Source organism: Tessaracoccus oleiagri (assembly GCF_900103275.1).
Taxonomy (GTDB): domain Bacteria; phylum Actinomycetota; class Actinomycetes; order Propionibacteriales; family Propionibacteriaceae; genus Arachnia; species Arachnia oleiagri.
This window is the reverse complement of sequence record NZ_FNGP01000001.1, coordinates 703,837-728,698: the sequence shown is the minus strand read 5'-3', so window position 1 is coordinate 728,698 and position 24,862 is coordinate 703,837. Positions and strand designations below refer to the sequence as shown.

The 24,862-nt window shown below is 70.7% G+C and carries 23 protein-coding genes; 8 read left to right on the top strand and 15 right to left on the bottom strand.

Annotation, left to right across the window (positions count from 1 at the left end; genetic code table 11):
• Nucleotides 1–23: 23 nt before the first annotated feature.
• From BLR46_RS03305 to BLR46_RS03290, 4 genes are read right to left on the bottom strand one after another with little or no spacing between them, the layout of a single operon-like run.
• Nucleotides 24–623 (bottom strand): FMN reductase, encoded by a 600-nt coding sequence (locus BLR46_RS03305; protein ID WP_093248873.1) that lies wholly within the window; start codon nt 621–623, stop codon nt 24–26.
• On the bottom strand, nt 623–1,786 hold the full coding sequence (locus tag BLR46_RS03300; protein WP_093248871.1) for an LLM class flavin-dependent oxidoreductase: 1,164 nt from the start codon (nt 1,784–1,786) through the stop codon (nt 623–625). Before BLR46_RS03300 ends, BLR46_RS03305 begins: the two co-directional genes overlap by 1 nt.
• Before the next feature lie 58 nt (nt 1,787–1,844).
• Nucleotides 1,845–2,468: a hypothetical protein gene (locus tag BLR46_RS03295; protein WP_143008195.1), complete on the bottom strand. Its 624-nt coding sequence runs from the start codon at nt 2,466–2,468 to the stop codon at nt 1,845–1,847.
• 34 nt (nt 2,469–2,502) lie between these two features.
• Complete coding sequence (locus BLR46_RS03290; protein WP_093248868.1) at nt 2,503–3,579, bottom strand: branched-chain amino acid aminotransferase; 1,077 nt, start codon at nt 3,577–3,579, stop codon at nt 2,503–2,505.
• A 193-nt stretch (nt 3,580–3,772) separates the two neighbouring features.
• Between BLR46_RS03290 and BLR46_RS03285 the strand changes: the two genes are divergently transcribed.
• From BLR46_RS03285 to BLR46_RS03275, 3 genes are all read left to right on the top strand, one after another.
• Complete coding sequence (locus tag BLR46_RS03285) at nt 3,773–4,618, top strand: hypothetical protein (protein WP_093248867.1); 846 nt, start codon at nt 3,773–3,775, stop codon at nt 4,616–4,618.
• Nucleotides 4,619–4,831: 213 nt separating this feature from the next.
• A complete protein-coding gene (locus BLR46_RS03280; protein ID WP_093248865.1) occupies nt 4,832–5,890 on the top strand; it encodes an NAD(P)-dependent alcohol dehydrogenase in 1,059 nt (352 codons plus the stop codon).
• 81 nt (nt 5,891–5,971) lie between these two features.
• Nucleotides 5,972–7,282 (top strand): MFS transporter, encoded by a 1,311-nt coding sequence (locus BLR46_RS03275; protein ID WP_093248864.1) that lies wholly within the window; start codon nt 5,972–5,974, stop codon nt 7,280–7,282.
• Between the two features lie 15 nt (nt 7,283–7,297).
• Here BLR46_RS03275 and BLR46_RS03270 read toward each other — a convergent pair whose 3' ends face one another.
• Complete coding sequence (locus BLR46_RS03270) at nt 7,298–8,374, bottom strand: Gfo/Idh/MocA family protein (protein WP_093248862.1); 1,077 nt, start codon at nt 8,372–8,374, stop codon at nt 7,298–7,300.
• Complete coding sequence (locus BLR46_RS03265) at nt 8,371–9,099, bottom strand: sugar phosphate isomerase/epimerase family protein (RefSeq protein ID WP_093248860.1); 729 nt, start codon at nt 9,097–9,099, stop codon at nt 8,371–8,373. Before BLR46_RS03265 ends, BLR46_RS03270 begins: the two co-directional genes overlap by 4 nt.
• Nucleotides 9,100–9,286: 187 nt before the next feature.
• Between BLR46_RS03265 and BLR46_RS03260 the strand changes: the two genes are divergently transcribed.
• The gene (locus BLR46_RS03260; protein ID WP_093248857.1) at nt 9,287–10,057 is read left to right on the top strand and encodes a GntR family transcriptional regulator; all 771 of its coding nucleotides are present in this window, start codon (nt 9,287–9,289) and stop codon (nt 10,055–10,057) included.
• Nucleotides 10,058–10,071: 14 nt separating this feature from the next.
• Nucleotides 10,072–11,280, top strand: coding sequence for a D-mannonate dehydratase ManD (gene manD, locus BLR46_RS03255; RefSeq protein ID WP_093248854.1), 1,209 nt, complete (start codon nt 10,072–10,074; stop codon nt 11,278–11,280).
• A gap of 65 nt (nt 11,281–11,345) precedes the next feature.
• On the opposite strand, the gene BLR46_RS03250 is transcribed toward manD, so the two are convergent.
• Together BLR46_RS03250 and BLR46_RS03245 are read right to left on the bottom strand one after the other, a co-directional pair.
• Nucleotides 11,346–12,452 carry a sugar kinase gene (locus tag BLR46_RS03250; RefSeq protein WP_093248852.1) on the bottom strand — a complete coding sequence of 369 codons (1,107 nt, stop codon included), beginning with the start codon at nt 12,450–12,452 and terminating at the stop codon, nt 11,346–11,348.
• Nucleotides 12,449–13,072, bottom strand: a complete 624-nt coding sequence (locus tag BLR46_RS03245; RefSeq protein WP_093248849.1) for a bifunctional 4-hydroxy-2-oxoglutarate aldolase/2-dehydro-3-deoxy-phosphogluconate aldolase — start codon at nt 13,070–13,072, stop codon at nt 12,449–12,451. Before BLR46_RS03245 ends, BLR46_RS03250 begins: the two co-directional genes overlap by 4 nt.
• A gap of 145 nt (nt 13,073–13,217) precedes the next feature.
• On the opposite strand from BLR46_RS03245, the gene BLR46_RS03240 reads away from it, so the two are divergent.
• Nucleotides 13,218–14,030 (top strand): IclR family transcriptional regulator, encoded by an 813-nt coding sequence (locus BLR46_RS03240; protein ID WP_093248847.1) that lies wholly within the window; start codon nt 13,218–13,220, stop codon nt 14,028–14,030.
• A 182-nt stretch (nt 14,031–14,212) separates the two neighbouring features.
• On the opposite strand, the gene BLR46_RS03235 is transcribed toward BLR46_RS03240, so the two are convergent.
• The 7 genes from BLR46_RS03235 to BLR46_RS03205 all read right to left on the bottom strand — a co-directional run bounded on the left by BLR46_RS03235 (nt 14,213) and on the right by BLR46_RS03205 (nt 20,430).
• Nucleotides 14,213–15,205 carry a ribose-phosphate diphosphokinase gene (locus BLR46_RS03235; protein WP_093248844.1) on the bottom strand — a complete coding sequence of 331 codons (993 nt, stop codon included), beginning with the start codon at nt 15,203–15,205 and terminating at the stop codon, nt 14,213–14,215.
• Between the two features lie 117 nt (nt 15,206–15,322).
• The gene (locus BLR46_RS03230; protein ID WP_093248841.1) at nt 15,323–16,513 is read right to left on the bottom strand and encodes a galactokinase family protein; all 1,191 of its coding nucleotides are present in this window, start codon (nt 16,511–16,513) and stop codon (nt 15,323–15,325) included.
• A complete protein-coding gene (locus BLR46_RS03225) occupies nt 16,510–17,328 on the bottom strand; it encodes a nucleotidyltransferase family protein (RefSeq protein ID WP_093248840.1) in 819 nt (272 codons plus the stop codon). Before BLR46_RS03225 ends, BLR46_RS03230 begins: the two co-directional genes overlap by 4 nt.
• A gap of 5 nt (nt 17,329–17,333) precedes the next feature.
• On the bottom strand, nt 17,334–18,755 hold the full coding sequence (locus tag BLR46_RS03220) for a phosphoglucomutase/phosphomannomutase family protein (RefSeq protein WP_093248837.1): 1,422 nt from the start codon (nt 18,753–18,755) through the stop codon (nt 17,334–17,336).
• A 104-nt stretch (nt 18,756–18,859) separates the two neighbouring features.
• Nucleotides 18,860–19,648 (bottom strand): DeoR/GlpR family DNA-binding transcription regulator, encoded by a 789-nt coding sequence (locus tag BLR46_RS03215; RefSeq protein WP_093248835.1) that lies wholly within the window; start codon nt 19,646–19,648, stop codon nt 18,860–18,862.
• Between the two features lie 91 nt (nt 19,649–19,739).
• Nucleotides 19,740–20,066 (bottom strand): DUF202 domain-containing protein, encoded by a 327-nt coding sequence (locus tag BLR46_RS03210; RefSeq protein WP_093248833.1) that lies wholly within the window; start codon nt 20,064–20,066, stop codon nt 19,740–19,742.
• Nucleotide 20,067: 1 nt separating this feature from the next.
• A complete protein-coding gene (locus BLR46_RS03205) occupies nt 20,068–20,430 on the bottom strand; it encodes a YidH family protein (protein ID WP_093248831.1) in 363 nt (120 codons plus the stop codon).
• Nucleotides 20,431–20,568: 138 nt separating this feature from the next.
• On the opposite strand from BLR46_RS03205, the gene BLR46_RS03200 reads away from it, so the two are divergent.
• Together BLR46_RS03200 and BLR46_RS03195 are read left to right on the top strand one after the other, a co-directional pair.
• Nucleotides 20,569–23,598, top strand: a complete 3,030-nt coding sequence (locus tag BLR46_RS03200) for a glycine--tRNA ligase (protein WP_093249554.1) — start codon at nt 20,569–20,571, stop codon at nt 23,596–23,598.
• 159 nt (nt 23,599–23,757) lie between these two features.
• The gene (locus tag BLR46_RS03195) at nt 23,758–24,849 is read left to right on the top strand and encodes a trans-sulfuration enzyme family protein (RefSeq protein WP_093248830.1); all 1,092 of its coding nucleotides are present in this window, start codon (nt 23,758–23,760) and stop codon (nt 24,847–24,849) included.
• The last annotated feature ends 13 nt before the right edge of the window (nt 24,850–24,862 follow it).

The following is a 24,862-nucleotide window of genomic DNA, read 5'->3' as shown; positions in this document are numbered from 1 at the left end:
GCCACAGGGGTCCTGGGGGTGGGTCAGGCCGAGCGGCGCAGGAGCGTCTCGAAGTCGACGAAGTCGTCCTGCTTCACCCGACGGGGCGCCCCGGCGACGACGTCGGCCAGCTCGGTCGCCGCCCGCTGCACCCGACCGCGCAGCGCCGCAGCGCCCTCGCCGCCGAAGTCCGACGTGGCGGCGTAGACGCCGGTGCCGACCGGGATCGCCTTGAGGTAGGCGAACAGCGGCCGCATGGCGTACTCGATCACCAGGGAGTGGCGCTCGGTGCCGCCGGTGGCGGCCATCAGCACGGGCATGCCCTCGAGCTTCTCCTTCTCGACGACGTCGAAGAAGCTCTTGACGAGCCCGGAGATGCCGGCGGAGAACGTCGGGGTGACGACGATGATCGCGTCGGCCTCGACGAGCCGCTCCATCAGCTCGGCGAACTCGCCCGTCGGGAAGCCGGTGAGCATGTTGTCCATGATCGCGTGCGCGTGGTCGCGCAGCTCGACGAGCTCGACGGCGGCCTGCTCCCCGCGGGAGCGCAGGCTCTCGACGGCCTCGCGGCCGAGGTCCTCGGCGAGGGTGCGGGAGCTGGACGGCGTCGAGAGGCCGCCGGAGATGGCGATGATGTTGCGCATCAGACCTCCTTCAGTTCGTTGTCGTCCTCGGCGCGGGTGCCGGTCCAGCGGTCGACCTGCGGCTCGGTGGCCACGCGCTCCTTCGGGCCGCCGGCGGCCTCGACGAGCGAGGCGTGGGTCGGCGCGTCGGGGACGTGGGCGGGCTTCAGTGCGGCGAACTCCTTGCGCAGCACGGGCACGACCTCCTCGCCGAGGATGTCGATCTGCTCGAGCACTGTCTTGAGCGGCAGGCCGGCGTGGTCGATGAGGAACAGCTGGCGCTGGTAGTCGCCCACGATGTCGCGCATGCCGAGGTAGCGCTCGATCACCTGGTCGGGCGAGCCGACGGTGAGCGGCGTCTCGCGGGTGAAGTCCTCCATCGACGGGCCGTGGCCGTAGACGGGGGCGTTGTCGAAGTAGGGGCGAAACTCGTTGATGGCGTCCTGCGAGTTCTTGCGCATGAACACCTGGCCGCCGAGGCCGACGATCGCCTGGTCGGCGGCGCCGTGGCCGTAGTGCTCGTAGCGAGCGCGGTAGAGCTCCACCATCCGCTTGGTGTGGTAGCTCGGCCAGAAGATGTTGTTGTGGAAGAAGCCGTCGCCGTAGTAGGCGGCCTGCTCGGCGATCTCAGGGCTGCGGATCGAGCCGTGCCACACGAACGGGGGCACGCCGTCGAGGGGGCGCGGCGTCGCCGTGAACTGGTGCAGCGGCGTGCGGTACTGGCCCTCCCAGTCGACGACCTCGTTGCGCCACAGCGCGTGGAGCAGCGCGTAGTTCTCGACCGCGAGGCGGATGCCGTCGCGGATGTCCTTGCCGAACCAGGGGTAGACCGGGCCGGTGTTGCCGCGGCCCATCATGAGGTCGACGCGGCCGCCGGTGAGGTGCTGCACGTAGGCGTAGTCCTCGGCGAGGCGGACGGGGTCGTTCGTCGTGATGAGCGTCGTCGCGGTGGAGAGCAGGAGCTTCTCGGTCTGCGCGGCGATGTGCGCGAGCAGGATCGGCGGGTTGGCGGGCGCGATGAACGGCGGGTTGTGGTGCTCGCCGGTGGCGAAGACGTCGAGGCCGACCTCCTCCGCCTTCTTCGCGATCTCGACCGTGGCCATGATGCGCTCGTGCTCGGTGGGGGTGCGTCCGTTGGTGGGATCGGTGGTCACGTCACCGATGGTGAAGATGCCGAACTGCATTGCTGCTGCTCCTTGCTGTGGCTTGCTGTCACCCACCATAACAAAGTTGAACGTTAAATTATTCCTCGACGCGTGGGCGGGTTCCGACGGCCAGCCCGACCCGATCCAGTTCCAGCTGCGCGAGCGCCCGGATGGTGGCGGGGTCGCCGCTCCGCCACGCCTCGGCCGGCGGCTGCGGGAGCCGGGCCAACTCCGTCGGCGATGCGTGCTGCAGCGCGCGGAGGGCGAACAGGTCGAAGTCGCCGCGCTCGGCGAGGTAGCGACGGGCCGCCTCCAGCTCGCGCGCCCGCCGCAGGCGGCGGGGCAGGTAGAGCAGCACGACCGTGAGCGACGGCAGCAGCCACACCACCCAGGACAGCAGCCACGCCGTCGCCAGCACGGAGTCCGCCTGCGCGTCGGCCTGGGCGGTGAGGTCGGCGAGCTGTCGGCCGAGCGACCCGAACGCGTTCGAGAGGTCCTGCCCGACGAGCGGCAGCGAGCCGAGGTCGCGCGCGGCATCGTCGAGGCGACGGGAGAGGGCCTCGGTGTTGTCGCCGACGCGGGTGAGCGGCTCGGCGAGCCCGTCGACGGCGCGCTTCAGCACCCACGCCACCACCGCCCAGCCCAGCACCCAGGCGGCGACGAGCGCGTCGCCCACCAAGCGGGCCGTGCGTCGTCGGGGTTCCAGTCGCACGTCTGGCATGGTCCCGCCTTTCGTCGTGGGCCCCGGCTGGCGCCTAGGCGACCCGCTGCGTCCAGCCGAACGGGTCCTCCGCGCGGCCGTACTGGATGTCGACGAGGTGCTTGCGCAACTCGCGGGTGATCGGGCCTGGGCGACCGTCGCGCACGACGTGGTGGATCCCGCCCGGCGCCTTGAAGCCGACGATGGGCGTCACCACGGCGGCGGTGCCGCACGCGAGCGCCTCGACGATCTGCCCCGACTGCACGCCGTCGAACAGCGCCTCGACGCTGACCCGCGCCTCCACCGGGGTGAGCCCGTGCAAGGGGGCGAGCTTCAGGAGCGAGTCGCGGGTGATGCCGGGGAGGATGGAGCCGTTGAGCTCGGGCGTCACGAGTTCACCGTCGGAGGTGATGAACATGAAGTTCATCGTCCCGCACTCCTCGATGTACTTGCGCTCGGCGCCGTCGGTCCAGAGCACCTGACCGCAGCCGTTGGCCTCCGCCTGGTTCGCGGCGGCGAGGCTGGCGGCGTAGTTGCCGCCGCACTTCGCCTCGCCCGTGCCGCCCGGGGCCGCTCGGGTGTAGTCGGGCGTGAGCCAGAGGGTGACGGGCTCGTCGTAGTAGGCGCCGACGGGGGACGCGATGACCGAGAAGGTGTAGCCCTTCGCGGGCCGGACGCCGAGGTACGGCTCGGAGGCCACCATGAACGGCCGGATGTACAGCGACTGCTCGCCGGCGGCGTCGGGCACCCAGTCGGCCTCGAGGGCGACGAGCTGGCGGACGCCGGAGACGAAGTCCTCGACGGGCAGCGGCGGCATGCAGAGGCGCTCGGCGGAGCGGGCGAACCGGGCCGCATTGGCCTCCGGGCGGAACAGCCAGACCGACCCGTCCTCGCGGCGGTACGCCTTGAGGCCCTCGAAGATCTCCTGGCCGTAGTGGTAGACGGCGGCCGCAGGGTGCACCTGCCAGGTGCCCATCGCCTCGATGCGGTGGTTGCCCCACGATTGGCCGTCGTGCTCGGCGAGCACCTGGTGGTCCACGAAGTAGTGTCCGAACACCGGGTTGGCGAGAATCTCCGCACGCTGCTCGGCGGTGGCGGGGCTGCTGGATCGGTGGAGGACGTACTCGGTCATGGGGTCAGGGTAGTGCGTCGACCCCGCGCACGAGGGTCAGGGTTCACCCTTCAGTCCGATCTCGCGCGCCGACCTGTTCACGATCCCCGCGTGCGCGTTCCAGCCAGTTGCCTGTATTCTGGTCCGCGGTTGACTTCCTGAGAATTTCTAAGTAAAACCTTGGGTGTCCATGAGCTTCCTGAGAGGTATACGCGTGCGCAAGTGGCTGCTGTCCGTCGCGGCTGTCGTGACGACCGTTGCCGCCGCCATCGGCGCCACCCAGGCCACCGCCCTCCCCGTCGCGCCGACGCCCGCGCCGCCCGTGACCGGCATCCCGACCCCCTGCCTCTCGACGAACGAGTGGCCCGAGGGCGCGTCGATCGCGGAGATCCAGCAGCAGATCGAGCAGCGGTTCAACTTCCGCCTCGGCGGCAAGCAGTGGACCGAGGAGTACCGCCCGTCGATCAAGATCCTCTGGGAGACGCTCGACGCGATGGAGTGCACCGACTACCGCACCACCCTGCAGGGCAAGTACAGCGGCACCGTCGGCATCAACGCCGCCCGGATCCGCGGCTACGCCTGGGGTGATTGGTCGCTCAGCCGCTCCGGCTACGTGTCCTTCGACTTCGAGAAGTTCAAGCAGGCGCTCGCCGACGACGACGAGGGCCGCCTGGTCCGGCTCGTCGCCCACGAACTCGCGCACGTCTACAACTCCGACCGCTACAAGGGCGCCCAGTACTGGGCCGACTTCCAGAAGCTGTACCGCCAGGAGGGACGCTTCTCCGACTACGCCGGTCGCTCCGTCACCGAGACGTTCGCCGACGTGGTGGGCTACTACGTCGGCCGCTGCGCCCTCGACAACCCCTACGACACCGGCGAGCACGACGCCTACTACCAGTTCGCCAAGGAGCACGTCTTCGGCGGCAAGGAGTTCGGCCCCGCCCCCGGCGAGGCGATGAACTGCACCGTCCCCAAGGAGGGAGCGCAGGAGCCGCGCCCGGCGCAGGGGGCGGAGTCGCAGCAGACCGCCGACTGGGTCTCGGAGCTGACGGGCGAGTAGCTCGTCGGCGGCTCGGGGCGGGTTGACCTGCCGCGTCGACGGTTTACCTGCCCCGCTCGGAGGGGCCCGCGGAATTTCGCTTCACCTGCCGGATCCGGCAGGTTTTTTGCACTCTCGCAGGTAAACCGGCCTTCCTGCTCCGCGCCCAACGCAGGTGGCCGCGCAGCCCACCCACACAGGACTAGACTTCCGGCAGAACTTCAAGGAGGAACCGTGCCCGAGGTCACTGCTTACTCGATCGACGCGCCGGACGGCGAGTTCACGAAGACGACGATCACCCGCCGCGAGCCGGGGCCGACCGAGGTCTACGTCGAGATCAAGTACTCGGGCATCTGCCACTCCGACATCCACACCGCCCGCTCCGAGTGGGGCCGCGCGATGTACCCGCTGGTGCCTGGCCACGAGATCGCGGGCATCGTCACGGCGGTGGGCAGCGACGTGACCAAGCACAAGGTGGGCGACCGCGTCGGCATCGGCGTCTCCGTCGACTCCTGCCGCGAGTGCGACGAGTGCCTGTCCGGCAACGAGCACTTCTGCACGGGCAAGGGCGACAAGCGCAAGGTCATGACGTACAACAGCATCGGTCGCGACGGGCAGCCCACGGCAGGCGGGTATGCCACGGGCATCACCGTCGAGGAGGACTTCGCGATCCGGATCCCGGAGTCGATCCCGCTCGACAAGGCGGCGCCGCTGCTGTGCGCGGGCGTCACCACCTACTCGCCGCTGAAGTACTGGGGCGCGGGCCCCGGCAAGAAGGTGGGCGTCGTCGGCGTCGGCGGCCTCGGCCACATGGCCGTGCAGATCGCCGCGAAGATGGGCGCCGAGGTCGTCGGCCTGGGCCGCACGCTGGCCAAGCGCGACGACGCGCTCGCCCTGGGCGCGACGGAGTACGTCGCCACCACCGACGCCGACAGCATGAAGAAGCTGCGCGGCCAGTTCGACATCATCATCTCCTCCGTCTCCGACGGGCTCGACATCGACCTCATGGTGGGCCTGCTCAAGAACCGCGGCGTCCTCGTCGAGGTGGGGCTCCCCCAGCACCCGGCGACGTTCAGGATCGGCTCGCTGGTGGGCCGCAACAAGGTGCTCGCCGGCTCCAACGTCGGCAGCCTCGCCGAGATGCAGGAGTGCCTGGACTTCTGCGCGGAGCACGGGATCGCGTCGTGGGTGGAGGTCATCGGCGGCGACGAGATCGACGAGGCCTACGAGAAGGTCGTCGCCTCCGACGTGCGCTACCGCTTCGTGATCGACACCGGCACCTTCGACGCCTGAGTTGCCACCCCGGCGGGCGGCCCGCGTGAGCCCACGCCCGCCGGGTCTAGAGTGTGCTTGGGTCTGTGGGCTGGAGGCGTGATGGACACGGGCAAGCGCAAGTGGGTGGTCTTCGGCGTCGCCGTCATCGCCTATGCCGTGGCGATGATGCACCGCTCCAGCCTCGGCGTAGCCGGCCTCGAGGCCGCCGAGCACTTCGGCACCACCCCGAGCATCGTCTCGACGTTCGTGGTGCTCCAACTCGCGACGTACGCGCTCGGCCAGCTGCCGTCGGGCACGCTGCTGGACCGCCTGGGCCCGCGCGTCATGCTGACCTTCGGCTCGGCCCTGATGGTGGCCGGCCAGCTCATGCTCGGCGCCACCGACGTGCTGGCACTGGCGTTCGTCGCCCGCTTTCTCGTCGGCCTCGGCGACGCCTGCATCTACATCTCGATCCTGTCGCTCATCCCCCGCTGGTTCCCGCCGCGGTTCGTGCCGGTGCTCACGCAGCTGACGGGCATGCTGTCGGTGGTCGGCCAGCTGATGGCGATCTACGCCCTGCTCCCGGCGATCCAGACCTACGGCTGGCAGGCGGGCCTCACCGCCGCCGCCATGCTGGGCGTCGTGATGGTGGTGGCCGTCTACGCGGTGGTCCGCGACGCGCCGTCCGGCGTCGTCGTCGAGCGGCCGACGGAGAAGCTCACCCAGCTGCACCGCGGCGTCCTGGAGGTGATCCGGCACCCGGGCACGCAGCTGGGCTTCGCGATCCACTTCACGTCGGGCTTCTCGATGAACGCGTTCGTGTTCATGTGGGGTCTGCCGTACCTCCGCTCGGCCCAAGGGCTGAGCCAAGCCGCCGCGTCGGCCCTGTTCACGCTGATCTCGGTGGCGGGCATGTTCATCGGCCCCGTCGTCGGCATGCTCACCGCCCGCCATCCGCTGCGGCGCTCCAACCTCGCCCTCACCGTGATCTGGGCGGGGCTGCTGAGCTGGATCGTCGTGCTCCTGCTGCCGGGACCGGCGCCGCTGTGGCTGCTCGTCGTGCTCGTGCTGGCGCTGGCCGCCGGCGGGCCGGGCACCGCCGTCGGCTTCGACTACCCGCGCACCATGCTGCCCCCGACGCGGATGGGGGTCGCCAACGGCATCGTCATCTCGGGCGCCTTCCTGGGCGCGACCGTCACCATCCTGCTGATCGGCACCATCCTCGAGTTCATGTCGGGCGGCGCCACCGAGTACACGTTCCAGCAGTACCGCGTGGCGCTGTCGGTGCAGATCCCGCTCTACCTCGCCGGCCTCGTCGCGATCTACGTCACCCGCACGCGGCTGCGTCGCCGGATGGCCGCCGACGGCGTGATCGTCCCGCCGTGGCGCGACGCGATCGGCCGGCGCTGGCGCAACCGTCGCCACCTCTGAGCCAGGCCGTTCGCGCTACCGGGCGAACGGGTCCCAGCCCTCCGGCAGCGGCTCCACCGGCTCGAAGGTGCTGTCGACGTCCACCGGCAGTCCCCGTTCCACGGACGCGAGCGCCGCAGCCATCACCTCGACGAGGTGCGCGGCCACGTCGGCGTTGGCGCGCGGCCTGTGGCCGGCCTCGATCGCCCGCACCATCTCCACCACGCCGATGCCTCGTGTGGCCGCGGCCTCCGGGAACGAGGTGACCACCGGCTCCGCGCCGTGCGCCGACCGCACCACCACGTCGCCCACGAACCGGTTCGGGTCCGCGCACACGATGGTCCCGTCGGAGCCCGTGAACTCCAGCACGATGTGCGGGCTGCCCGAGTCGAAGGAGAACGTCGCCTGGGCCGTGGCGCCCGACTCGAAGTGCAGTGTGGTGAACAGCGTCGTCGCGGCGGTGACCGGGAAGACGGTGCCTGCTCGCGGCCCGGCGCCGATCGTGCGGGTCTGCTGCGCGGTCGCGGCCGCCGCGTACACCCGCGCGACCGGCCCGAAGGCGTGCGCGAGCATCGTCAGGTAGTAGGGGCCGACGTCGAGCAGCGGCCCGCCGCCGGGCGAGAACAGGAACTCGGGGTCCGGGTGCCAGCCCTGCGGCCCCTCGGTGGCGAAGTGGGCGTAGCCCCACGACGGCGTCCCCGCGGCCCCGTCGGCGAGCAGCCGCAGCGCGGCCTGGGCGGGCGCACCGAGCACGGTGTCCGGGGCGCAGCCGACCTCCCGGCCGCACGCCTTCGCCACTGCGACGAGGTCGCGCGCGTCCGCGACGTTGGTGGCCAGCGGCTTCTCCAGCCAGACGTGCTTGCCGGCCCGGAGCGCCGCGACGGTCGTGTCGTGGTGGGCGGCAGGGACGGTCAGGTTGACCACGAGTTCCACGTCGCTCGTCAGCAGGTCGGCGGACGTGCCCCAAGCAGGGACGCCGAACGCCTCCGCGCGGTCGCGGGCGCGGGAGGTGTCGAGGTCGGCGACGAGGGCGACCCCCACGTCGGGGAACCGGGTCAGGTTCTCCAGGTACTGCTTCGAGATGACGCCGGCGCCCAGCACCCCGATCCTCATGCGAGCATCCCCTTCAGGTTGGCGAGGCTGGTGGCCACGGCCTCGAACATGTCGCCGCGGTAGTCATCAAGTTCCACCACGGCAAGGGCGGTGGGCGCCACGTCGAGGATCTCCGCGACGGGCATGCTCCCCTCGCCCACGGGCAGCTGCTCGGCCGTGTCCGCCGAGACCGGCCCGTCCTTGACGTGCAGGAAGCCGACGCGCGCCCCCAGCCGTCGCAGCAGCGCGACCGGGTCGTCGCCCCCGACCGCCACCCAATAGGTGTCGACCTCCAGGGCGACCTCGTCGTCGAGCGCCTGCGCGAAGCGCTCCAGCGGGGCGTCGACGCCGCCCGCGTACTCGAAGGCGTGGTTGTGGTAGCCGAGCCGGAGTCCGTGGTCGGCGGCTTCCCGCGCGGCCTCGTTGATGCGGCGCGCCAGGTCCCGAATGCCGTCGACGCTCCCCCACGCCTCGGACGGGGACGACGGCTGGATGAGCGTCGACACCCCCAGCTGCGACGCCGCGGCGAAGATCCGCGCGCGGTCGCCGTCGAGGAAGGCGGTGTGGGCGCTGGGCGCCGAGAGGCCCGCGTCGGCGAGCGCGTCGGCCAGCGCAGCGGGGTCGTCGACGAAGCGGTACGGCTCGACGACGTGGAAGCCCATCTCGGCGACGCGCGAGAGCGTGCCGGGCAGGTCGTCGTCGAGCGCGTGGCGCAGCGTGTACAGCTGGAGCGAGACGGGTCTCATCACGGCACTCCTCGGTTGGTCCGGCGCCGCCTGCCGACGGCTCACTCCAGCCAACACCGTCGACGAGGTCACCGGGCGCGCCACGCCGACGCGCTTGGGTGCGACTGGCAGGTCGCTTGTGTACAAGCGTTACATACAAGACCTATAGTTGCTATGCCGAGGCGCGCGACCAACGACAGGGGTGACCATGCCGACGAAGGAGTCCGGGCCGAAGAACGCTCGCTATCGGGTGTTCCAGCAACTGCGGGCCAGGATCGTGAGCATGAACCTGCCACCCGGCACGCCGATCTCGGAGAACGAGCTCGCCACCCGCATGGGGGTCTCCCGCACACCGATCCGGGAGGCGCTGCTGCTGCTCGCCGAGGAGGGGCTCGTGGAGGTGTTCCCCAAGATCGGCACCTTCGTCACCCGTCTCGACGTCGCACAGATCAAGGAGGCGCAGTTCCTGCGCGAGTCGGTGGAGATCGCGTCGCTGCGCTCGATCGCCTTCCCGCTGGAGGCCGAGCTCGTCGACGAGGTGTGGGCCAACCTGCGCGCCCAGGCCGACGTGCCGCGGGGCGACCTCGCCACCTTCTTCGAGCTCGACGAGGCATTCCACCGGTCGATCATGGGACTCGCCGGGCACGCGGCCTCGTGGGCCACCGTCGCCGCCGCCAAGAGCCACCTCGACCGGGCGCGGGTTCTCGGCATCCAAGAGGTCTCCGAGCACCGCATCTTCTACGAACAGCACCTGGAGGTGTTCGAGGCCATCGTCGCGGAGGACCTGGACTCCGCCGAGCGGCTGCTGCGCGACCACCTGCGGGTGATCTTCTCCGACATCGAGGCGGCCGAGAAGGTGCGCCCCGAACTGTTCAACAAGACGGGCACCGAGCGGCCCGAGCTCCGACCCGCCTACTTCTTCGCCGAGTGGCTCCGCTACGAGCCGCGCGCCGACGTACTCAACAACCAACAACCCTGAAAGGGACCACTGCATTGAGCGCTATCGAGAAGGTCGAGGTGCTGGTCACCGGGGCCGGGCGCAACTTCGTCACGCTGCGGATCACCACCTCCGACGGGGTCCAGGGTCTGGGCGACGCCACCCTCAACGGGCGCGAGCTCTCCGTCGCCTCCTACCTGCGGGACCACATCGCGCCGCTGCTGAAGGGCCGCGACTCCACCCGCATCGAGGACACCTGGCAGTACCTCTACAAGGGCGCGTACTGGCGCCGCGGCCCCGTGACGATGACCGCGATCGCCGCCGTCGACATGGCGCTGTGGGACATCAAGGGCAAGGTCGTCGGGCTGCCGGTCTACCAGCTGCTGGGCGGGAAGTCGCGCGACAAGGTGCTCGTCTACGGCCACGCCTCCGGCAGCGACCTCCCGTCGCTCATCGACGACATGACCGAGTTCCGGGAGCGCGGTTACCAGGCGATCCGCGCGCAGATGGCGGTGCCGGGGATGGGCGGGACGTACGGCGTCCGCAAGGGCGCGATCTACGAGCCGGCCGCCGCGGACCTGCCCGACGAGCAGCTCTGGTCCACCGAGATGTACCTGAAGTTCGCGCCCGACTACCTCGGCAAGGTGCGCGAGGAGTTCGGCTTCGACTTCCACCTCCTCCACGACGTGCACCACCGCCTCACGCCCATCGAGGCGGCGCGGTTCGGCAAGGACGTGGAGCCGATGCGGCTGTTCTGGATGGAGGACCCGACCCCGGCCGAGAACCAGGAGACCTTCCGCCTCATCCGCGAGCACACCACCACCCCGATCGCCGTCGGCGAGGTGCTGAACTCCATCTGGGACGTGCAGCACCTGATCACCAACCAGCTGATCGACTACGTCCGCACCTCGGTCACCCACGCCGGCGGCATCACGCACCTGCGGCGGATCTTCGACCTCGCCGCCCTCTACCAGGTGCGCTCCGGATCCCACGGCCCGACGGACCTCTCCCCCGTCTCGCTCGCCGCGGCCGTGAGCCTCGACATCGCGATCCCGAACTTCGGCATCCAGGAGCACATGGTCTTCGCGCCCGAGACCCAGGAGGTGTTCCGCGGCTACCCGCAGTTCGCCGCCGGGTACGTCACCCCAAGCGAGGCGCCCGGCCTCGGCGTCGAGTACGACGATGCCGCCGCGGCCAAGTTCCCGTACGACCCGAAGTACCTCCCGGTCGCCCGCCGCGCGGACGGATCACTGCACGACTGGTGAGCTGAACGCGGAGAACCCGCCCCGGCCTGGTGGCCGGGGCGGGTTCTGCCGTTGCGGGATAGCGGTCAGCGGTCGACGCGGGCGCTGCCGCCCCCGGCGAGGTGGAGGACGTCGGAGAGCGACACCATCGACGTGTCGCCGGGCGTCGTCATGGCCAGGGCGCCGTGGGCGGCGCCGTACTCGAGCGCGGTCTGGAGCGACTGTCCGGTCATGAGGCCGTAGATGACGCCGGAGGCGAAGGAGTCGCCGCCGCCCACGCGGTCGAGGATCTCGACGTCGGTGCGGTCGGTGGCCTGGAGGACGCCGTGGGCCTTGCTCCAGGCGAGCGCCCCCCAGTCGTTGAGGGACGCGCTCTTGACGGTGCGCAGCGTGGTGGTGATGACCTTGAAGTTGTCGAACTCCTCGGCGACCTGCCCGATCATGTTGCGGAAAGCGTCGATGGGCAGGGCGGAGAGGTGCTCGTCGACGCCCTCGATCTCGAACCCGAGCCCGGCGGAGAAGTCCTCCTCGTTGCCGAGCATGACGTCGACGTAGCGCGCCACCTCGCGGTTGACCTCCTGGGCCCGCTCCTGGCCGCCGATCGACTTCCAGAGGCTGGGCCGGTAGTTGAGGTCGTAGGAGACGACGGTGCCGTACTTCTTCGCGGCCTGGGCGGCGGCGATCGCCGTCTCGGCGGCCTGCTCGGAGAGGGCTGCGTAGATCCCGCCGGTGTGCAGCCAGCGCACGCCGAGCTCGCCGAAGAGGTGGTCGAAGTCGACGTCGGTGGGCTTCAGTTGGGAGATGGCCGTGTGCCCACGGTCGGAGACGCCCTTGGCCTTGCGGAGGCCGTAGCCGCGCTCGGTGAAGTTGAGGCCGTTGCGGGCGGTGCGGCCGGAGCCGTCGTCGCCCACCCAGTGGATGAAGGAGTTGTCCACGCCGCCGCCCTGGATGAGGGACTCGACAAGGCGGCCCACCTCGTTGTCCACGAGCGACGTGATCGCCGCCGACTTCAGCCCGAAGACGCGGGCGAGGCCGCGGACGACGTTGTACTCGCCGCCGCCCTCCCACACGTCGAAGCGGCGGGCGGTGCGGATGCGCATCTCGCCGGGGTCGAGGCGCAGCATGACCTCGCCGAGCGACACCGCGTCGTAGCGGCACTCCTCGGCGGGGCGGAGGTCGACGATGGGGCTCACTGCTGGTCCTTTCGTGCGGCGGCAGCGGCGGCGACTGCTGCGCGGGAGAGTTCGGTGACCTGGTCGAAGTCGCGGTTGGCGAGGAACTCGGGCTTCACCATCCACGTGCCGCCGACGGCGGCGACGTTGGGCAGGCCGAGGTAGTCGGGGAGGTTGTCGAGGCTGACGCCGCCGGTGGGGATGAACTTCACCTGGCGGAACGGCGCGCCGAGGGCCCCCAGTGCCGACGGGCCGCCATAGACGTTGGCGGGGAAGAACTTCACGGTGTCGAGACCGAGGCTGAGCGCGGTCATGATCTCCGACGGGGTGACCGCGCCGGGGACGATGGCGACGCCCCGCTCCTGGGCGCGACGGACCACCGACGGGAGCAGGCCGGGGCTGACGATGAACCGGGCGCCCGCGTCCACGGCCGCGTCCACCTGCTCAGGCGAGACGACGGTGCCGGCGCCGACGAGCATGCCGTCCACCTGCGACATCTCCTCGATCGACCTCGCGGCTGCGTCGGTGCGGAAGGTGACCTCCGCGACGGGGATGCCGCCCGCCAGCAGCGCGCGGCCGAGGTCCGCCGCGAGCGCGTGGTCCTCGAGGACCACCACCGGCACGATCCCCGCTGTCAGCATGTCTTGTTCCACGCCCACCGTTGGACTCCGTTTCAGTCATTGAAACCAATAGTTTCGGATAATGAAAAGAGTACAAAACGCCTCGATGACTTGCAACAGGGAGGTTCAGTAGGCGAAAAGCTCGTGGTGGTGGAAGACTTGCCCCATGGCGACCACTCCCAATGGGCGGACCAACGACGGACCGCCCCGCATCGAGGCGATCGACCGTGCGATGCAGATCCTGGAGGTGCTCGCCAAGGCCGGCGCCGATGGAACCTCGCTGTCCGAGTTGAGCGAGGTCACGAAGATCAGCAAGCCCACCGCGTACCGCGCGCTGGCTACGATGCGCGCCCGCGGTTTCGTGTCCCAGAGCAAGGGCGGCGAGTACCGGCTGGGGCCCCACGCGCTCGGCCTCACCGAGAGCTACTTCAGCAAGGACAACCTGCAGCGGGCGCTGCACCCGGTGCTGCTCGAACTGTCGCGCCGGACGGCCGAGCTCGTCCACCTGGGCGCCTGGGACGGGCCCGAGGTGGTCTACCTCGACAAGGTGGAGCCCACGTCGCGGGCGATCAGGGTCTGGTCGGCCGTTGGGCAGCGGGTGCCGGCGGCCTCGTCGGCGCTCGGGCGGGCCCTGCTCTCGGCGGGTCATGAGACACCGGACGACCTGCGCTACTTCATCGAGTCGCTCCCCGCCGACCGGCACGTGAGCCACGAGCGGCTCGTCGAGGCCATCGAGGAGGCGCGCGCCACCGGGTTCTCGGGCGAGTTCGAGGAGAACGAGCCCGGGGTGGCCTGCATGGGGTTCCCGCTCATGCGCGGCGACCGCGCCGTCGCCGCCATCTCCATCACGTCGGTCTCCGAGCGGATGACGCCCGAGCGACGGCGCGACCTGCAGAAGCTCGTGCGCACCCAGCTCCCCCGCCTGTTGCCCGAGGGCATCGCCCTGTTCAAGCCGACGGGGTCGCCGGCCGACGCGTGAGGCGCGGCTTCTCCGTCGGCGGCTACCAAGGCTTCACCTGCGTTCGGTGCGGTTCACCTGCGTCGGTAGAAGCCACCTGTCTGCGGTCTGGTTCACCCGCCTACGTAGGCAGGGGAATCGAACCCGGCGCAGGTGGCCTGGACGGAGGCAGGGGAACCGGCCCCGGGCGGGAGGCGAGCAGCCTAGAAGAGACCCGGCGGCGCGGGCGGCGGGGGCGCGTACTGCGGGTCGACGTCGTGGAACAGCTTCGAGACGGACTTGCCCAAGTGGATGCGCTCGATCGCCTCGGCGAAGAGTCCCGCGACGGAGAGCGACGTGAGCTTGGGGAAGTCGGCGGGCGGCGGCACGGTGTTCGTCGCGACGATCTCCGAGATGCCCTGGCACTCGGTCAGCCTCTCGACGGCCTTGCCGGTGAACAGGCCGTGGGTCGTGGCGACCGACGCGCTGACGGCGCCGAAGTCGGACAGTCGGTTGACGATCTCGAGGATGGACCCGCCGGTGGCGATCTCGTCGTCGAGCACGATCGCGTGGCGACCCCGCACGTCGCCGACGATGGAATCGATGACCACCTTGTCGTCGCCCAGGCGGACCTTCTGGCCGGCGGCGACGGGCAGGTTCAGCAGCCGCGCGAGCTGGGTGGCCTGCTTGGCGTTGCCGAGGTCGGGCGAGATGACGACGTGGTCGGTGAGGTCGCGGTCGCGGTAGTAGTCGGCGATGACCCCGAGCGCGGTCAGGTGGTCCACCGGCACGGAGAAGAAGCCATGCACCTGCGGGGCGTGGAGCGCCATGGTGAGCACGCGGTCGACGCCGGCGGTGACGAGCAGGTCGGCGACGAGGCGCCCACCGAGCGAGATGCGCGAGGCGTCCTTCTTGTCCGACCGCGCGTACGCGTAGTGCGGCATCACCGCGGTGATCTGGCCCGCCGAGGCGCCGCGGGCCGCGTTGATCATCAGCAGCAGCTCCATCAGGTGCTCCTGTGTGGGCGGCATCAGCGGCTGGACGATGTACACGTCGCGCTGGCGGCAGTTGGCGAGCAGCTGGGCCTGGAGGCAGTCGTTGGAGAACCTGGAGATCTTCACCCCACTGCGGCTGACACCGAGGTGCCCGCAGATCTCGTCGGCCAACGCGTGGTGTGCCGACCCGGAGAAGACGACCACGTCCTTGCCCACAGTCATGGCCACAGACTAGTGGGGATTCGCGCGGCGGGGGCGGGTGCCGCGGTCCCGGCCCAAGCCGCCTGCGATTCCTACGTGCACCTGCCGTGCAACGCAGGTGAACGTAGGAATCGCAGGTCAAGCGGCCGGAGGCACCCGTCGCGCCGCACCCGACGGGCGGACCGCCATGGCGATGGCGGTCGCCCCGGCCTCCGGGAAGTGCGCGCGGTAGTCGGCGACCCACGCCTCGGCGAACCGCTCCGCCTCGTCGGCATCGACGAGCGCCCAGACGCTGCCGCCGAAGCCGGCCCCGAACGACGAGGCCGCCGCGGCGCCCAGCGTGCGCGCCGACTTCACCAGCTGCGACGTCTCCGGCACCTGGTTGCGCAGCAGCTTCTCCGCTGCCGACTGCGACAGCTCCGACACCTTCCCGAACCGCTCCGCGCCGCCCTCCCGGAGCGCGGCGACCGCCTCGGGCACCACGTGCTCGGACTCGACGAGGAAGTGCTCCAGCCTGCGGGTGAGGGCGGCGGAGTCCGCAACGAGGCGACGTGCATCGTCGGCCCCCAGCGCCCGTAGCACCCCGGCGAGGCTGCGCGCCTCGACCCCCACCTGCTTGGCGAGCGCGACGATCTCCCGCGCCTCCGCCGAGCAGCGGTTGTAGTCGGCCAACGCCGCGCCGGTCTTCTCGGCGAGGACCCCACTGGTGGCGACGACGAGCTGCCACCCGTCGGGCACGGGCACGGTGTCGACCAGCTCCAGCGGGTCGAAGCGGAAGTGGGCGAGGTGCCCGTCGGTCCCGAGGAGGATCGCGCAGTGGTCCTCCGAGCCGCCGAAGGTGCCGACGCCGGTGCCGCCGGCGAGGTGCTTGTAGCCGGAGCCGTTCTCGACGCAGGCGAGGTAGGTGGCGAGGTCGAGGTCCGACGTGATGGCCTCGGCCCAGGCGGGGCGTTCGCGCAGCCCGTTGTCGTCGATCAGCGCCAGGGCGGTGCCGATCAGGAGCGCCGACGAGCTGCTCATTCCCGCGGCGAGTGGCAGGTCGGAGGTGACGGAGATCTCGGCGGGCCGGAGGTCGCCGAAGTCGGCGGTCAGCCGTCGCAGCACGGTGTGGACGTAGCGGCCCCAGTGGCCGGGCGCGAGCCCGTCGTCGACGGCCGGATCGAGTTCGACGCGCGCGCCCTGCTCGCTCACGGCGACGAACCGGTCGCCGCCCGCGCGGAGCGTGACGGTGAGCCCGCGGTCGACCGCCGCGACGAGCGTGTTGCCGCCGGCGTAGTCGGTGTGGGTGCCGAAGACCTCGATGCGGCCCGGCACGAACCACGCGGTCACAGGTGCACCGGGCTGTGCTCGAGGCGGTCGGCGACGGCGGACACGTCGTCGCGGTTGGAGAGGTCGAGCACGCCGCCGGAGACGGGCAGGATCTCGACGGGCTGTCCGGCGTCGATGAGCTCGCGGACCGCGTCGACGATCTCCAGCTCGCCGCGCGCGGACGGCCGGACCCGGCGTGCGGCGTCGAACACGCTCGCGTCGAAGCCGAAGCAGTTCATGCTGACGCGGGCGTCGGCCGACAGCTCGGCGAACTGCTGCTCCGTCGGCTTCTCGACGATCTGCCGCAGCCGGCCGTCGGCGTCGGTGACGAGGAGTGCGAAGGCGCGGAGCCGGTCGGCGGGGATGTTGCCGCCCGCGACGAGCGCGTCGCGGTCGAACCCGGCGGCGACATGGCCCGTCGCCTCCCGGACGGCGCGCATCACGTCGGCCGGGTAGTAGTTGTCGCCGTTGACCATGGCGAAGCGCTCCCCGTCGACGAACTCCTCCGCGGCGAGCACGGCGTCGGCGGTGCCGAGCGGCTGGTCCTGGATCGCCGTCGTGATCGTCATCCGGGAGGTCTCGAGGGAGCCGTAGTAGTCGCGGACCGCGTCGTGCTCCGGCCCGATCACCAGGCACGCCTGCGTGTACCCGGCGTCGGCGTAGGCGGAGAGGCAGTGGTCGAGGAAGGGCCGGCCGACGGGGATCATCGCCTTCATGCCGGCGTCGGCGGCGCGGCGCTGCTCGTCGGTCATGTCGGCGCCCGGCGAGTCCTTCCGCATGCGCGTGCCGAGGCCGCGCGCGAGCACGACCACCTTCTTGGTCTCCTGCGCTGTCATGCGCGTCACTCCAGTCCGTAGGTCGCGGCGATCTGGTCGATGATCGCCTGGGCTTGTTCCTCGTCGGGCATCTCGCAGAACACCCTGAGCACCGGCTCGGTGCCGGAGAAGCGGATGGTGACCCACCCGTCGCCGGCGAAGTACACCTTGCCGCCGTCGCTCCACGAGATCCGGTCGACCTCCACCGGGAACTCCGGCAGGTCGTGGTCGACGAAGATGCGCTGCTCGAGCTCGGCGCGCCGCTTCGCGGTCATCGTGTAGCTGCGTTCGAGCATGACGAGCCGGCCGTACTCGTCGACGAGGTCCTGGTAGATCACGCTCAGCGGCTTCTCGCTGGCGGCGACCATCTCCACGAGCAGCGAGCCGGCGTAGATGCCGTCCTTGCCGGGCAGGTGGCCGCGGACGGTGAGGCCGCCGGAGGACTCGCCGCCGATGACGGCGTCGGTCTCGGTCATCTTCGCGGAGATGTGCTTGAAGCCGACGGGGACCTCGTGGCACTCCTGGCCGTGGGCGCGGGCGACGCGGTCGAGCAGGTGCGTGGTGGACATGTTGCGCACGGCCGGGCCCTGCCACCCCTTCTTCGTGAGCAGGTAGTGGTAGAGCAGGACGAGGATTTCGTTGGGGTGCAGGAAGCGGCCGGTGTCGTCGATGATGCCGAGCCGGTCGGCGTCGCCGTCGGTGGCGATGCCGAGGTCGGCGCCGCGCTCGACGACGGCGTGCTTCAACGACTCCAGCGTGCCCTCGGTCGGCGACGGCACCCTGCCGCCGAACAGCGGGTCGTGGCGCTCGTTGATGACGTCCACCTGGCAGCGGGCGGTGAGCAGGATGGTCTGCAGCGACGTCTGCGCGACGCCGAACATCGGGTCGAGCACGATGTGCAGGTGCCGGTGGCGGATGGTCTCCATGTCGAGCTCGTCGATGATCGAGTCGAGGTACCAGTTGATGGACGTCTGCACGGTCACGAGGTCGGAGGCGCGGGCCTCCTCGGGCTCGACGGCGCGGACGTCGTCGCCGCTGAGCCCGTTGACCTGCTCGGTGAAGCTGTCGGTGACGGCGACGTCGGCGTCGCGGCCCCCGCGGGTGAACAGCTTGATGCCGTTGTAGAGGGCGGGGTTGTGCGAGGCGGTGACGCACAGGCCGTAGGGGGTGTTCTTGTTGCGGACCGTCCACATGATCATGGGCGTGGGCACGGGCTTGTCGACGACCGTGACGGGGATGTTGTTGCCGATGAGCACCTCGACCGCCCACCAGGCCGCCTCGCCCGAGAGGAAGCGGCGGTCGTACCCGACGACGACGCCCTCGCCGACGACGTCCTCGTCGCGCATCCGGTCGGCCAGCGCTTGGGCGATGCGGCGGACGTTGTAGCGGGTGAACCCGTCGGCGATGATCTCGCGCCACCCGCCGGTCCCGAACTTCACTGGCTGCATGTTGGTTCTCCCTCGCGGAGCGTGCTCCGAGTGATTGGTAGTGCTCGTTATGGACACTAACACGCAGGAAACGTCACTGCTAGCCCGGGTCCACGCGCGGGGCGTCAGGGCTGCGAAACGCGCAATCCGGCTGCGCGGAGGGCGGCCAAGTGCTCGGGCGCGGCGGCCTCGTCGGTGATGACCTCGGCGACCTCGTCCAGCCCGCAGATGCGCGCGAACGCGGACCGGCCGAGCTTGCTGGAGTCGGCCGGGACGACGGTGGCGGCCGCCGCCTGCATCATCTGGGCGTTGATGGCGGCCTCGTCCTCGGTGTGGGTGTAGAAGCCGCCGGCGTCGAGGTCGACGGCGTTCACGCCGAGGAAGAACGCGTCGAGCCGGATCGCCGGCAGGATCAGCGCCGCGAGCGGGCCGACGAGCTCGTACGAGTTGGTCCGGGCCACCCCTCCGGTGAGCACGACGCGGACCTGCGGGCGGATGATCAGGTCGTTGGCGATGTTGACCGCGTTGGTGACCACCGTGAGCGGCGTCTCGAGGAACCGCTCGTCGGCCGCGGCCTGGATGGCGATCTCATGCGCGATCGCAGTGGTCGTCGTGCCGCCGTTCAGGCCGATCACCTTGCCGGGTTCCACCATCGCCGCCGCCAGCTTCGCGATCGCCTGCTTCTGCACCGAGTGCCGCGACGTGCGGTACCGCAGCGGCACGTCGCCCGACGCCGGCTGGGCTTTCGCTCCCCCGCGCGTGCGCACGACGAGCTGCTGCTGGGCGAGGGCGTCGAGGTCGCGCCGGGCCGTCGCGTGCGACACCCCGAACTCCTCGACGACCTGCTCCACCTCGATCGACCCGCGCTCCATCACGGCCTGCGCGAGCAGCGAGAGTCGCGTTTGCTTGTCCATTGCGGGGTCGGTCCTTGTCGTTCGTCGGCTGAGCCAAACCCTAGCGGCCGGGCGCTTTGGTGGCAGTGGCCCGGCCAGACCAGACGCCCGGTCAGAGCCCGACGAGCAACATGACTAGGGCGAACACCCCGGCGGCGAACACGCACCCAGCGACGACGGCGATCAGCAGCCCGTCGGCCAGTTGACCGCTGCGGCTGGTCAGCACTCGGTGGTGGTGGCCGTAGCGCTGGTGCGACTTCACCATCATCCAGATGCTGAGCCCGAGTCCCGCAGCCGCCGCCAAGATCGCCCACAGTCCGATGACGGGCGAGATCACGCGCGCGTAGACCAGTGACCCGACCCCGATGGCCATCGCGGTGCGCTGCCAGGAAAGGGCGCTGCGCTCGGGCTGGAGGCCAGGGTCGAATGGCGCGGTCATGTCAGCGCAGCACGATCGCGAGCAGGACCAGCACCCCGGCGACGATGACGGCCACCATCGTGGGCAGGGCGAAGATGGAGCTGGGCAGTGGGGTGTTCTGGCGGAGCGCGCGCTCGTTGCGCGCCCAGCCGAACCACGCCTGCAGCGGGGTCAGGATGCCTGTGATCATGAGGACGATCGACGCGGCCAACTGGAGCCCCGGATGCAGTCCGAGCCCCAGGGCCTCGAGCGCCACCCCGCCGGCCATCAGCGCCAGCGACGTGCGGATCCAAGCCAGGAAGGTGCGTTCGTTGGCGAGCGTGAACCGCGCGTCCGGCTCGTCGCCGTGCGCGTAGACCGATCGGGGGAACCGCTCCCTAGCCATGGGCATGCCTGCGTGTCACGCGTCGAGACTAGCGCGGGCCGCCGGTGCCGGCTCCGTGCTTTCACAACCCCATCCGGACCGCCCCCAGCGACGAGGCACGCCCCGAGCCGCTCGGGATAGACTGCCCGGGTGCTGACGATGCAAGATGCCCTGCGTACGTTGTCCGACTACTGGACCTCGAAGGGCTGCCTGACGTGGCAGCCGTTCAACACCGAGGTCGGGGCCGGGACGATGAACCCCGCGACGGTGCTGCGCGTGCTCGGCCCGGAGCCGTGGGACGTGGCGTACGTCGAGCCGTCGGTACGCCCGGACGACTCCCGCTACGGCGAGAACCCGAACCGGCTGCAGACGCACACCCAGTTCCAGGTCATCCTCAAGCCCGAGCCGGGCGACCCGCAGGAGCTGTACCTCGGCTCGCTCGAGGCGCTGGGCATCGACCTCGACAAGCACGACGTCCGCTTCGTCGAGGACAACTGGCAGCAGCCGGCCATCGGCGCCTGGGGGCTCGGCTGGGAGGTGTGGCTGGACGGCATGGAGATCACTCAGTTCACCTACTTCCAGCAGGTGGGCGGCCAGAACCTCGACCCGATCCCCGTCGAGCTCACCTACGGCCTCGAGCGCATCCTCATGGCCATGCAGGGCGTCACGCACTTCAAGGACATCGTCTACGCGATCGCCGCAGACGGCCGCCCCGTGACCTACGGGGAGGCGTACGGCCAGCAGGAGTACGAGATGAGCCGCTACTACCTCGACGACGCGGATGTCGAGGCCAACCGCCGGCTCTACGAGACCTACGTCGGCGAGGCCACCCGCATGGTCGAGGCCCGCCTGCCCGTGCCCGCGCACGGCTACATCCTCAAGTCGTCGCACGCGTTCAACGTGCTTGACGCCCGCGGCGCCATCTCCACCACGGAGCGCGCCAAGGCGTTCGCGACGATGCGTCGCCTCATGCGCGACACCGCCGCCCTCTGGATCGAGCGACGCGAGGAGCTCGGCTTCCCGCTGGTGCGCGAGCCGAAGGCCACCGACACCCCCGCGGTCGACGAGGGCGAGCTGCCCACCACCGCGCAGACGCTCGCGTTCGAGATCGGCGTCGAGGAGTTGCCGCCGCACGTCGTCGGGCAGACCGTCGAGGCCGTCCGCGCCGCGCTCACCGAGAAGCTCGCCGCCACGCGGCTCGAGCACGGCGAGATCCGCGTCGACGGGACGCCGCGGCGCATCGTCGCAACCGTCGCCGAAGTCGCCCCCGCCGAGCCGGACGCCAAGCAGCTGCGCAAGGGCCCGAAGTGGGCCGCCGCGTTCGACGCCGAGGGCAACCCGTCGAAGGCGCTCGAGGGCTTCGTGCGCGGCCAGAAGGCGACGGTCGACCAGGTCGTGAAGGCCGAGATCGGCGGCAACGAGCACGCCGCGATCGAGGTCGACGTCGAGGGCCGCTCCGTCCGCGACGTGGGCGCCGCGATCATCGCGCAGATCGTCAAGGATCTCCGCGCCGAGAAGAACATGCGCTGGAACGACGCCGACCTTTCGTTCTCCCGCGCGATCCGCTGGCTCGTCGCGCTCTGGGGCACCGCCGTCGTGCCGGTCGAGGTCTCCGGGCTCCGCGCCGGCCGCACCACCTACCTGCAGCGCACCACCGCCGGCACCCGCGACGCCGGCCGGCGCGCGGACGGCACCCCGGTCGGCTTCCAGGAGGTGGCGAGCGCCGACGAGCTGCTCCCCCTCCTCGAGCGGGGCCGCATCCAGCTGGCCACCGACGCGCGCCGCGCCTCTGTCGTCGAGCAGGCGGAGAAGCTGGCCACCTCGGTGGGCGGCATGATCGACGTGGAGGGCAACGCCGGGCTGATCGACGAGATCACCAACCTCGTCGAGGAGCCGTTCGGCGTGCTGGGCACGTTCGACGAGCGCTACCTCGAGCTGCCCGCGAGGATCCTCGTGTCCGTGATGGCGAAGCACCAGCGCTACCTGCCGGTCCGCACCGCCGACGGGGCGCTCATGCCGTACTTCGTGACCATGGCCAACGGTGACTGCGACAGCGAGCTCGTCGCCGCCGGCAACGAGTCCGTGCTGCGCGCCCGCTACGAGGACGCGCTGTTCTTCTGGAACCAGGACCTCGCCCAGGAGAGCGTCGACGTGTTCGTGCCCGGGCTCGACAAGCTGACGTTCGAGGACCGACTCGGCTCGGTCGGGCAGCGCGCCCGCCGCATCGCCGACGTCGCCGACAAGCTGGCCGACATCGTCGGCCTCGAGGACCGCACGACGCTGCACCGCGCCGGGCAGCTGGCGAAGTTCGACCTCGCCACCAACCTCGTCGTCGAGATGAGCTCGCTCGCCGGGTTCGTGGCCCGCGAGTACGCGGAGCGCAAGGGCGAGACGCACGCCGTCGCCGACGCGCTGTACGAGATGGAGCAGCCGCACACGTCCGCCGACGCGGTGCCCACCAAGCCGGAGGGTGCGCTGCTCGCGCTCGGCGACCGGTTCGACCTGCTCGCCGCCATGTTCGCGCTGGGCGCGAAGCCCACCGGCTCGTCCGACCCGTTCGGCCTGCGCCGCGCCGCCCTGGGCGTGGTGCGGATCCTGCGCGAGGTGCCCGACGTGGCGTCGATCACGATCCGCGACGGGCTCGAGGCCGCGGTCGCCCGCATCGCCGAGCAGGGCGTCGACGTGGCACCCGACGCGGTCGCCGCCGCCGAGGAGTTCACCATCGGCCGGTTCGCGCAGCTGCTGCGCGACGAGGGCCACTCGGCCGAGCTCGTGAACGCGATCCTCCCCGCCGCCGACACCCCCGGCCGCGCCGCCCGCCTCCTGCGGGAGATCACCGAGCAGCGCGATGAGCTGCCCGCGCTGGTCGAGGCGCTCGTGCGCATCATCCGGATCCTCCCCGCCGACGCCCCCACCGGCTACGACGCCGCCAAGCTCACCGAGCCGGCGGAGGTCGCGTTGCGGGAGGCGGTCGAGTCGCTGCCGAAGGACCTCGCCCAGCAGGACCTGGGGGTCGTCGTCGCGACGATGCAGCCCGTGGTCGCCGCCGCGCACCGGTTCTTCGACGACATCCTCGTCAACGCCGAGGACCTCGAAGTGCGCGCCGCCCGCCAGGGCGTGCTGGCGTCGGTGCTGCAGGCCGCGCCGTCGGGCATCGACTGGAAGGCTCTCGACGTAGCCCTCGCCTGAGCCGTCCTCGGTGGTTGTCGCCGGGAACCGGAGTGCCTGATGGTTGAGCGCCGGCCGGACGAAGTCCCGGCGGCTGGTCGAAACCAAAGCAAGGCGCGCCAGCACCGCGTCGAAGGGTCGAAACCATCTTCAGGCGGTTACCTGTGCCAATGTGGCGTCATGACCCGCGACCACATTCCACACCTCGCACCTGCCACCCGACTCGTCGCCTCCGGCCGGCCCGAGCGCCGGCCCGGGGCACCCGTCAACCCCGAGCTGGTGCTCTCCTCCACGTTCGTCGCGGGCGGCGACCTGGACTACGCACGGGCCGGTAACCCGACGTGGAGCGCGTTCGAGACCACGCTCGCCTCACTCGAAGGCGACGAAGACACCACCGCGCTCGCGTTCGCGAGCGGGATGGCCGCCGTGAGCGCAGCGCTGTCCCTACTCCCCCACGGCGGGCGGGTCATCCTGCCGCAGCACTGCTACAGCGGCACGTCGGCGCTGCTCGACACCTGGGAACGCCAAGGGCGTGCGGCGGTCACCCGCGTCGACCTCGCTGACCTCGACGGCCTGCACGCGGCGCTCGCGAACGGTACCGACCTCGTGTGGGTCGAGTCCCCCACCAACCCGATGCTCGAGGTGTGTGACGTCGCCGCGGTGGTCGAACGCGCCCACGCCGCCGGAGCGCTCGTCGTGGAGGACAACACCTTCAACACCCCGCTCGGTCGCCGACCGCTCGACGACGGCGTGGATGTAGTCGTCCACTCCGCGACGAAGTACCTCGCCGGCCACAGCGACGTGCTCCTCGGCGCCACCGTCACCAACGATCCCGAACTGGCGGCAAAGCTGACACAGCAGCGCCTCCTCGGCGGCGCCATCCCCGGCCCCTTCGAGACCTGGCTCACGCTCCGCGGGATGCGCACCCTCCACCTGCGCTGGGAGCGGGCCTGCGCGAACGCGGCGATCCTCGCCGACCGTCTCCGAAACCACGCAAGAGTCGAGCGGGTCCGCTACCCCGGCCCCGGAGCGATCATCGCCATCGAGGTCAACGGTGGCGCCGAGGCAGCAATGGCGGTCGAGGACGCGGTCGAGCTCTGGCTGCCGGCGACGAGCCTTGGCGGCGTCGAGTCGATGCTGGAGCGACGGCGACGGCACGCTCTGGAGCCGGCCAGCGTCCCCGATAACCTGCTGCGCCTCTCCGTGGGCGTCGAGGATGTCGACGACCTTTGGCTCGACCTCGATCGAGCCTTGTCAGTGGTGACCGACTGACCCCGACCCACGG

Excerpts from the sequence above, each read along its gene's own strand:
- BLR46_RS03195 (WP_093248830.1), top strand. The coding sequence starts at position 23,758 with ATGACCCGCGACCACATTCCACACCTCGCACCTGCCACCCGACTCGTC.
- BLR46_RS03210 (WP_093248833.1), bottom strand. The coding sequence starts at position 20,066 with ATGACCGCGCCATTCGACCCTGGCCTCCAGCCCGAGCGCAGCGCCCTT.
- BLR46_RS03240 (WP_093248847.1), top strand. The coding sequence starts at position 13,218 with ATGGCGACCACTCCCAATGGGCGGACCAACGACGGACCGCCCCGCATC.
- BLR46_RS03275 (WP_093248864.1), top strand. The coding sequence starts at position 5,972 with ATGGACACGGGCAAGCGCAAGTGGGTGGTCTTCGGCGTCGCCGTCATC.
- BLR46_RS03270 (WP_093248862.1), bottom strand. The coding sequence starts at position 8,374 with ATGAGGATCGGGGTGCTGGGCGCCGGCGTCATCTCGAAGCAGTACCTG.
- BLR46_RS03265 (WP_093248860.1), bottom strand. The coding sequence starts at position 9,099 with ATGAGACCCGTCTCGCTCCAGCTGTACACGCTGCGCCACGCGCTCGAC.
- BLR46_RS03235 (WP_093248844.1), bottom strand. The coding sequence starts at position 15,205 with ATGACTGTGGGCAAGGACGTGGTCGTCTTCTCCGGGTCGGCACACCAC.
- BLR46_RS03225 (WP_093248840.1), bottom strand. The coding sequence starts at position 17,328 with ATGACAGCGCAGGAGACCAAGAAGGTGGTCGTGCTCGCGCGCGGCCTC.
- BLR46_RS03295 (WP_143008195.1), bottom strand. The coding sequence starts at position 2,468 with ATGCCAGACGTGCGACTGGAACCCCGACGACGCACGGCCCGCTTGGTG.
- BLR46_RS03200 (WP_093249554.1), top strand. The coding sequence starts at position 20,569 with ATGCAAGATGCCCTGCGTACGTTGTCCGACTACTGGACCTCGAAGGGC.
- BLR46_RS03290 (WP_093248868.1), bottom strand. The coding sequence starts at position 3,579 with ATGACCGAGTACGTCCTCCACCGATCCAGCAGCCCCGCCACCGCCGAG.
- BLR46_RS03215 (WP_093248835.1), bottom strand. The coding sequence starts at position 19,648 with ATGGACAAGCAAACGCGACTCTCGCTGCTCGCGCAGGCCGTGATGGAG.
- BLR46_RS03245 (WP_093248849.1), bottom strand. The coding sequence starts at position 13,072 with ATGCTGACAGCGGGGATCGTGCCGGTGGTGGTCCTCGAGGACCACGCG.
- BLR46_RS03260 (WP_093248857.1), top strand. The coding sequence starts at position 9,287 with ATGCCGACGAAGGAGTCCGGGCCGAAGAACGCTCGCTATCGGGTGTTC.
- BLR46_RS03305 (WP_093248873.1), bottom strand. The coding sequence starts at position 623 with ATGCGCAACATCATCGCCATCTCCGGCGGCCTCTCGACGCCGTCCAGC.
- BLR46_RS03300 (WP_093248871.1), bottom strand. The coding sequence starts at position 1,786 with ATGCAGTTCGGCATCTTCACCATCGGTGACGTGACCACCGATCCCACC.
- BLR46_RS03220 (WP_093248837.1), bottom strand. The coding sequence starts at position 18,755 with ATGCAGCCAGTGAAGTTCGGGACCGGCGGGTGGCGCGAGATCATCGCC.
- BLR46_RS03205 (WP_093248831.1), bottom strand. The coding sequence starts at position 20,430 with ATGGCTAGGGAGCGGTTCCCCCGATCGGTCTACGCGCACGGCGACGAG.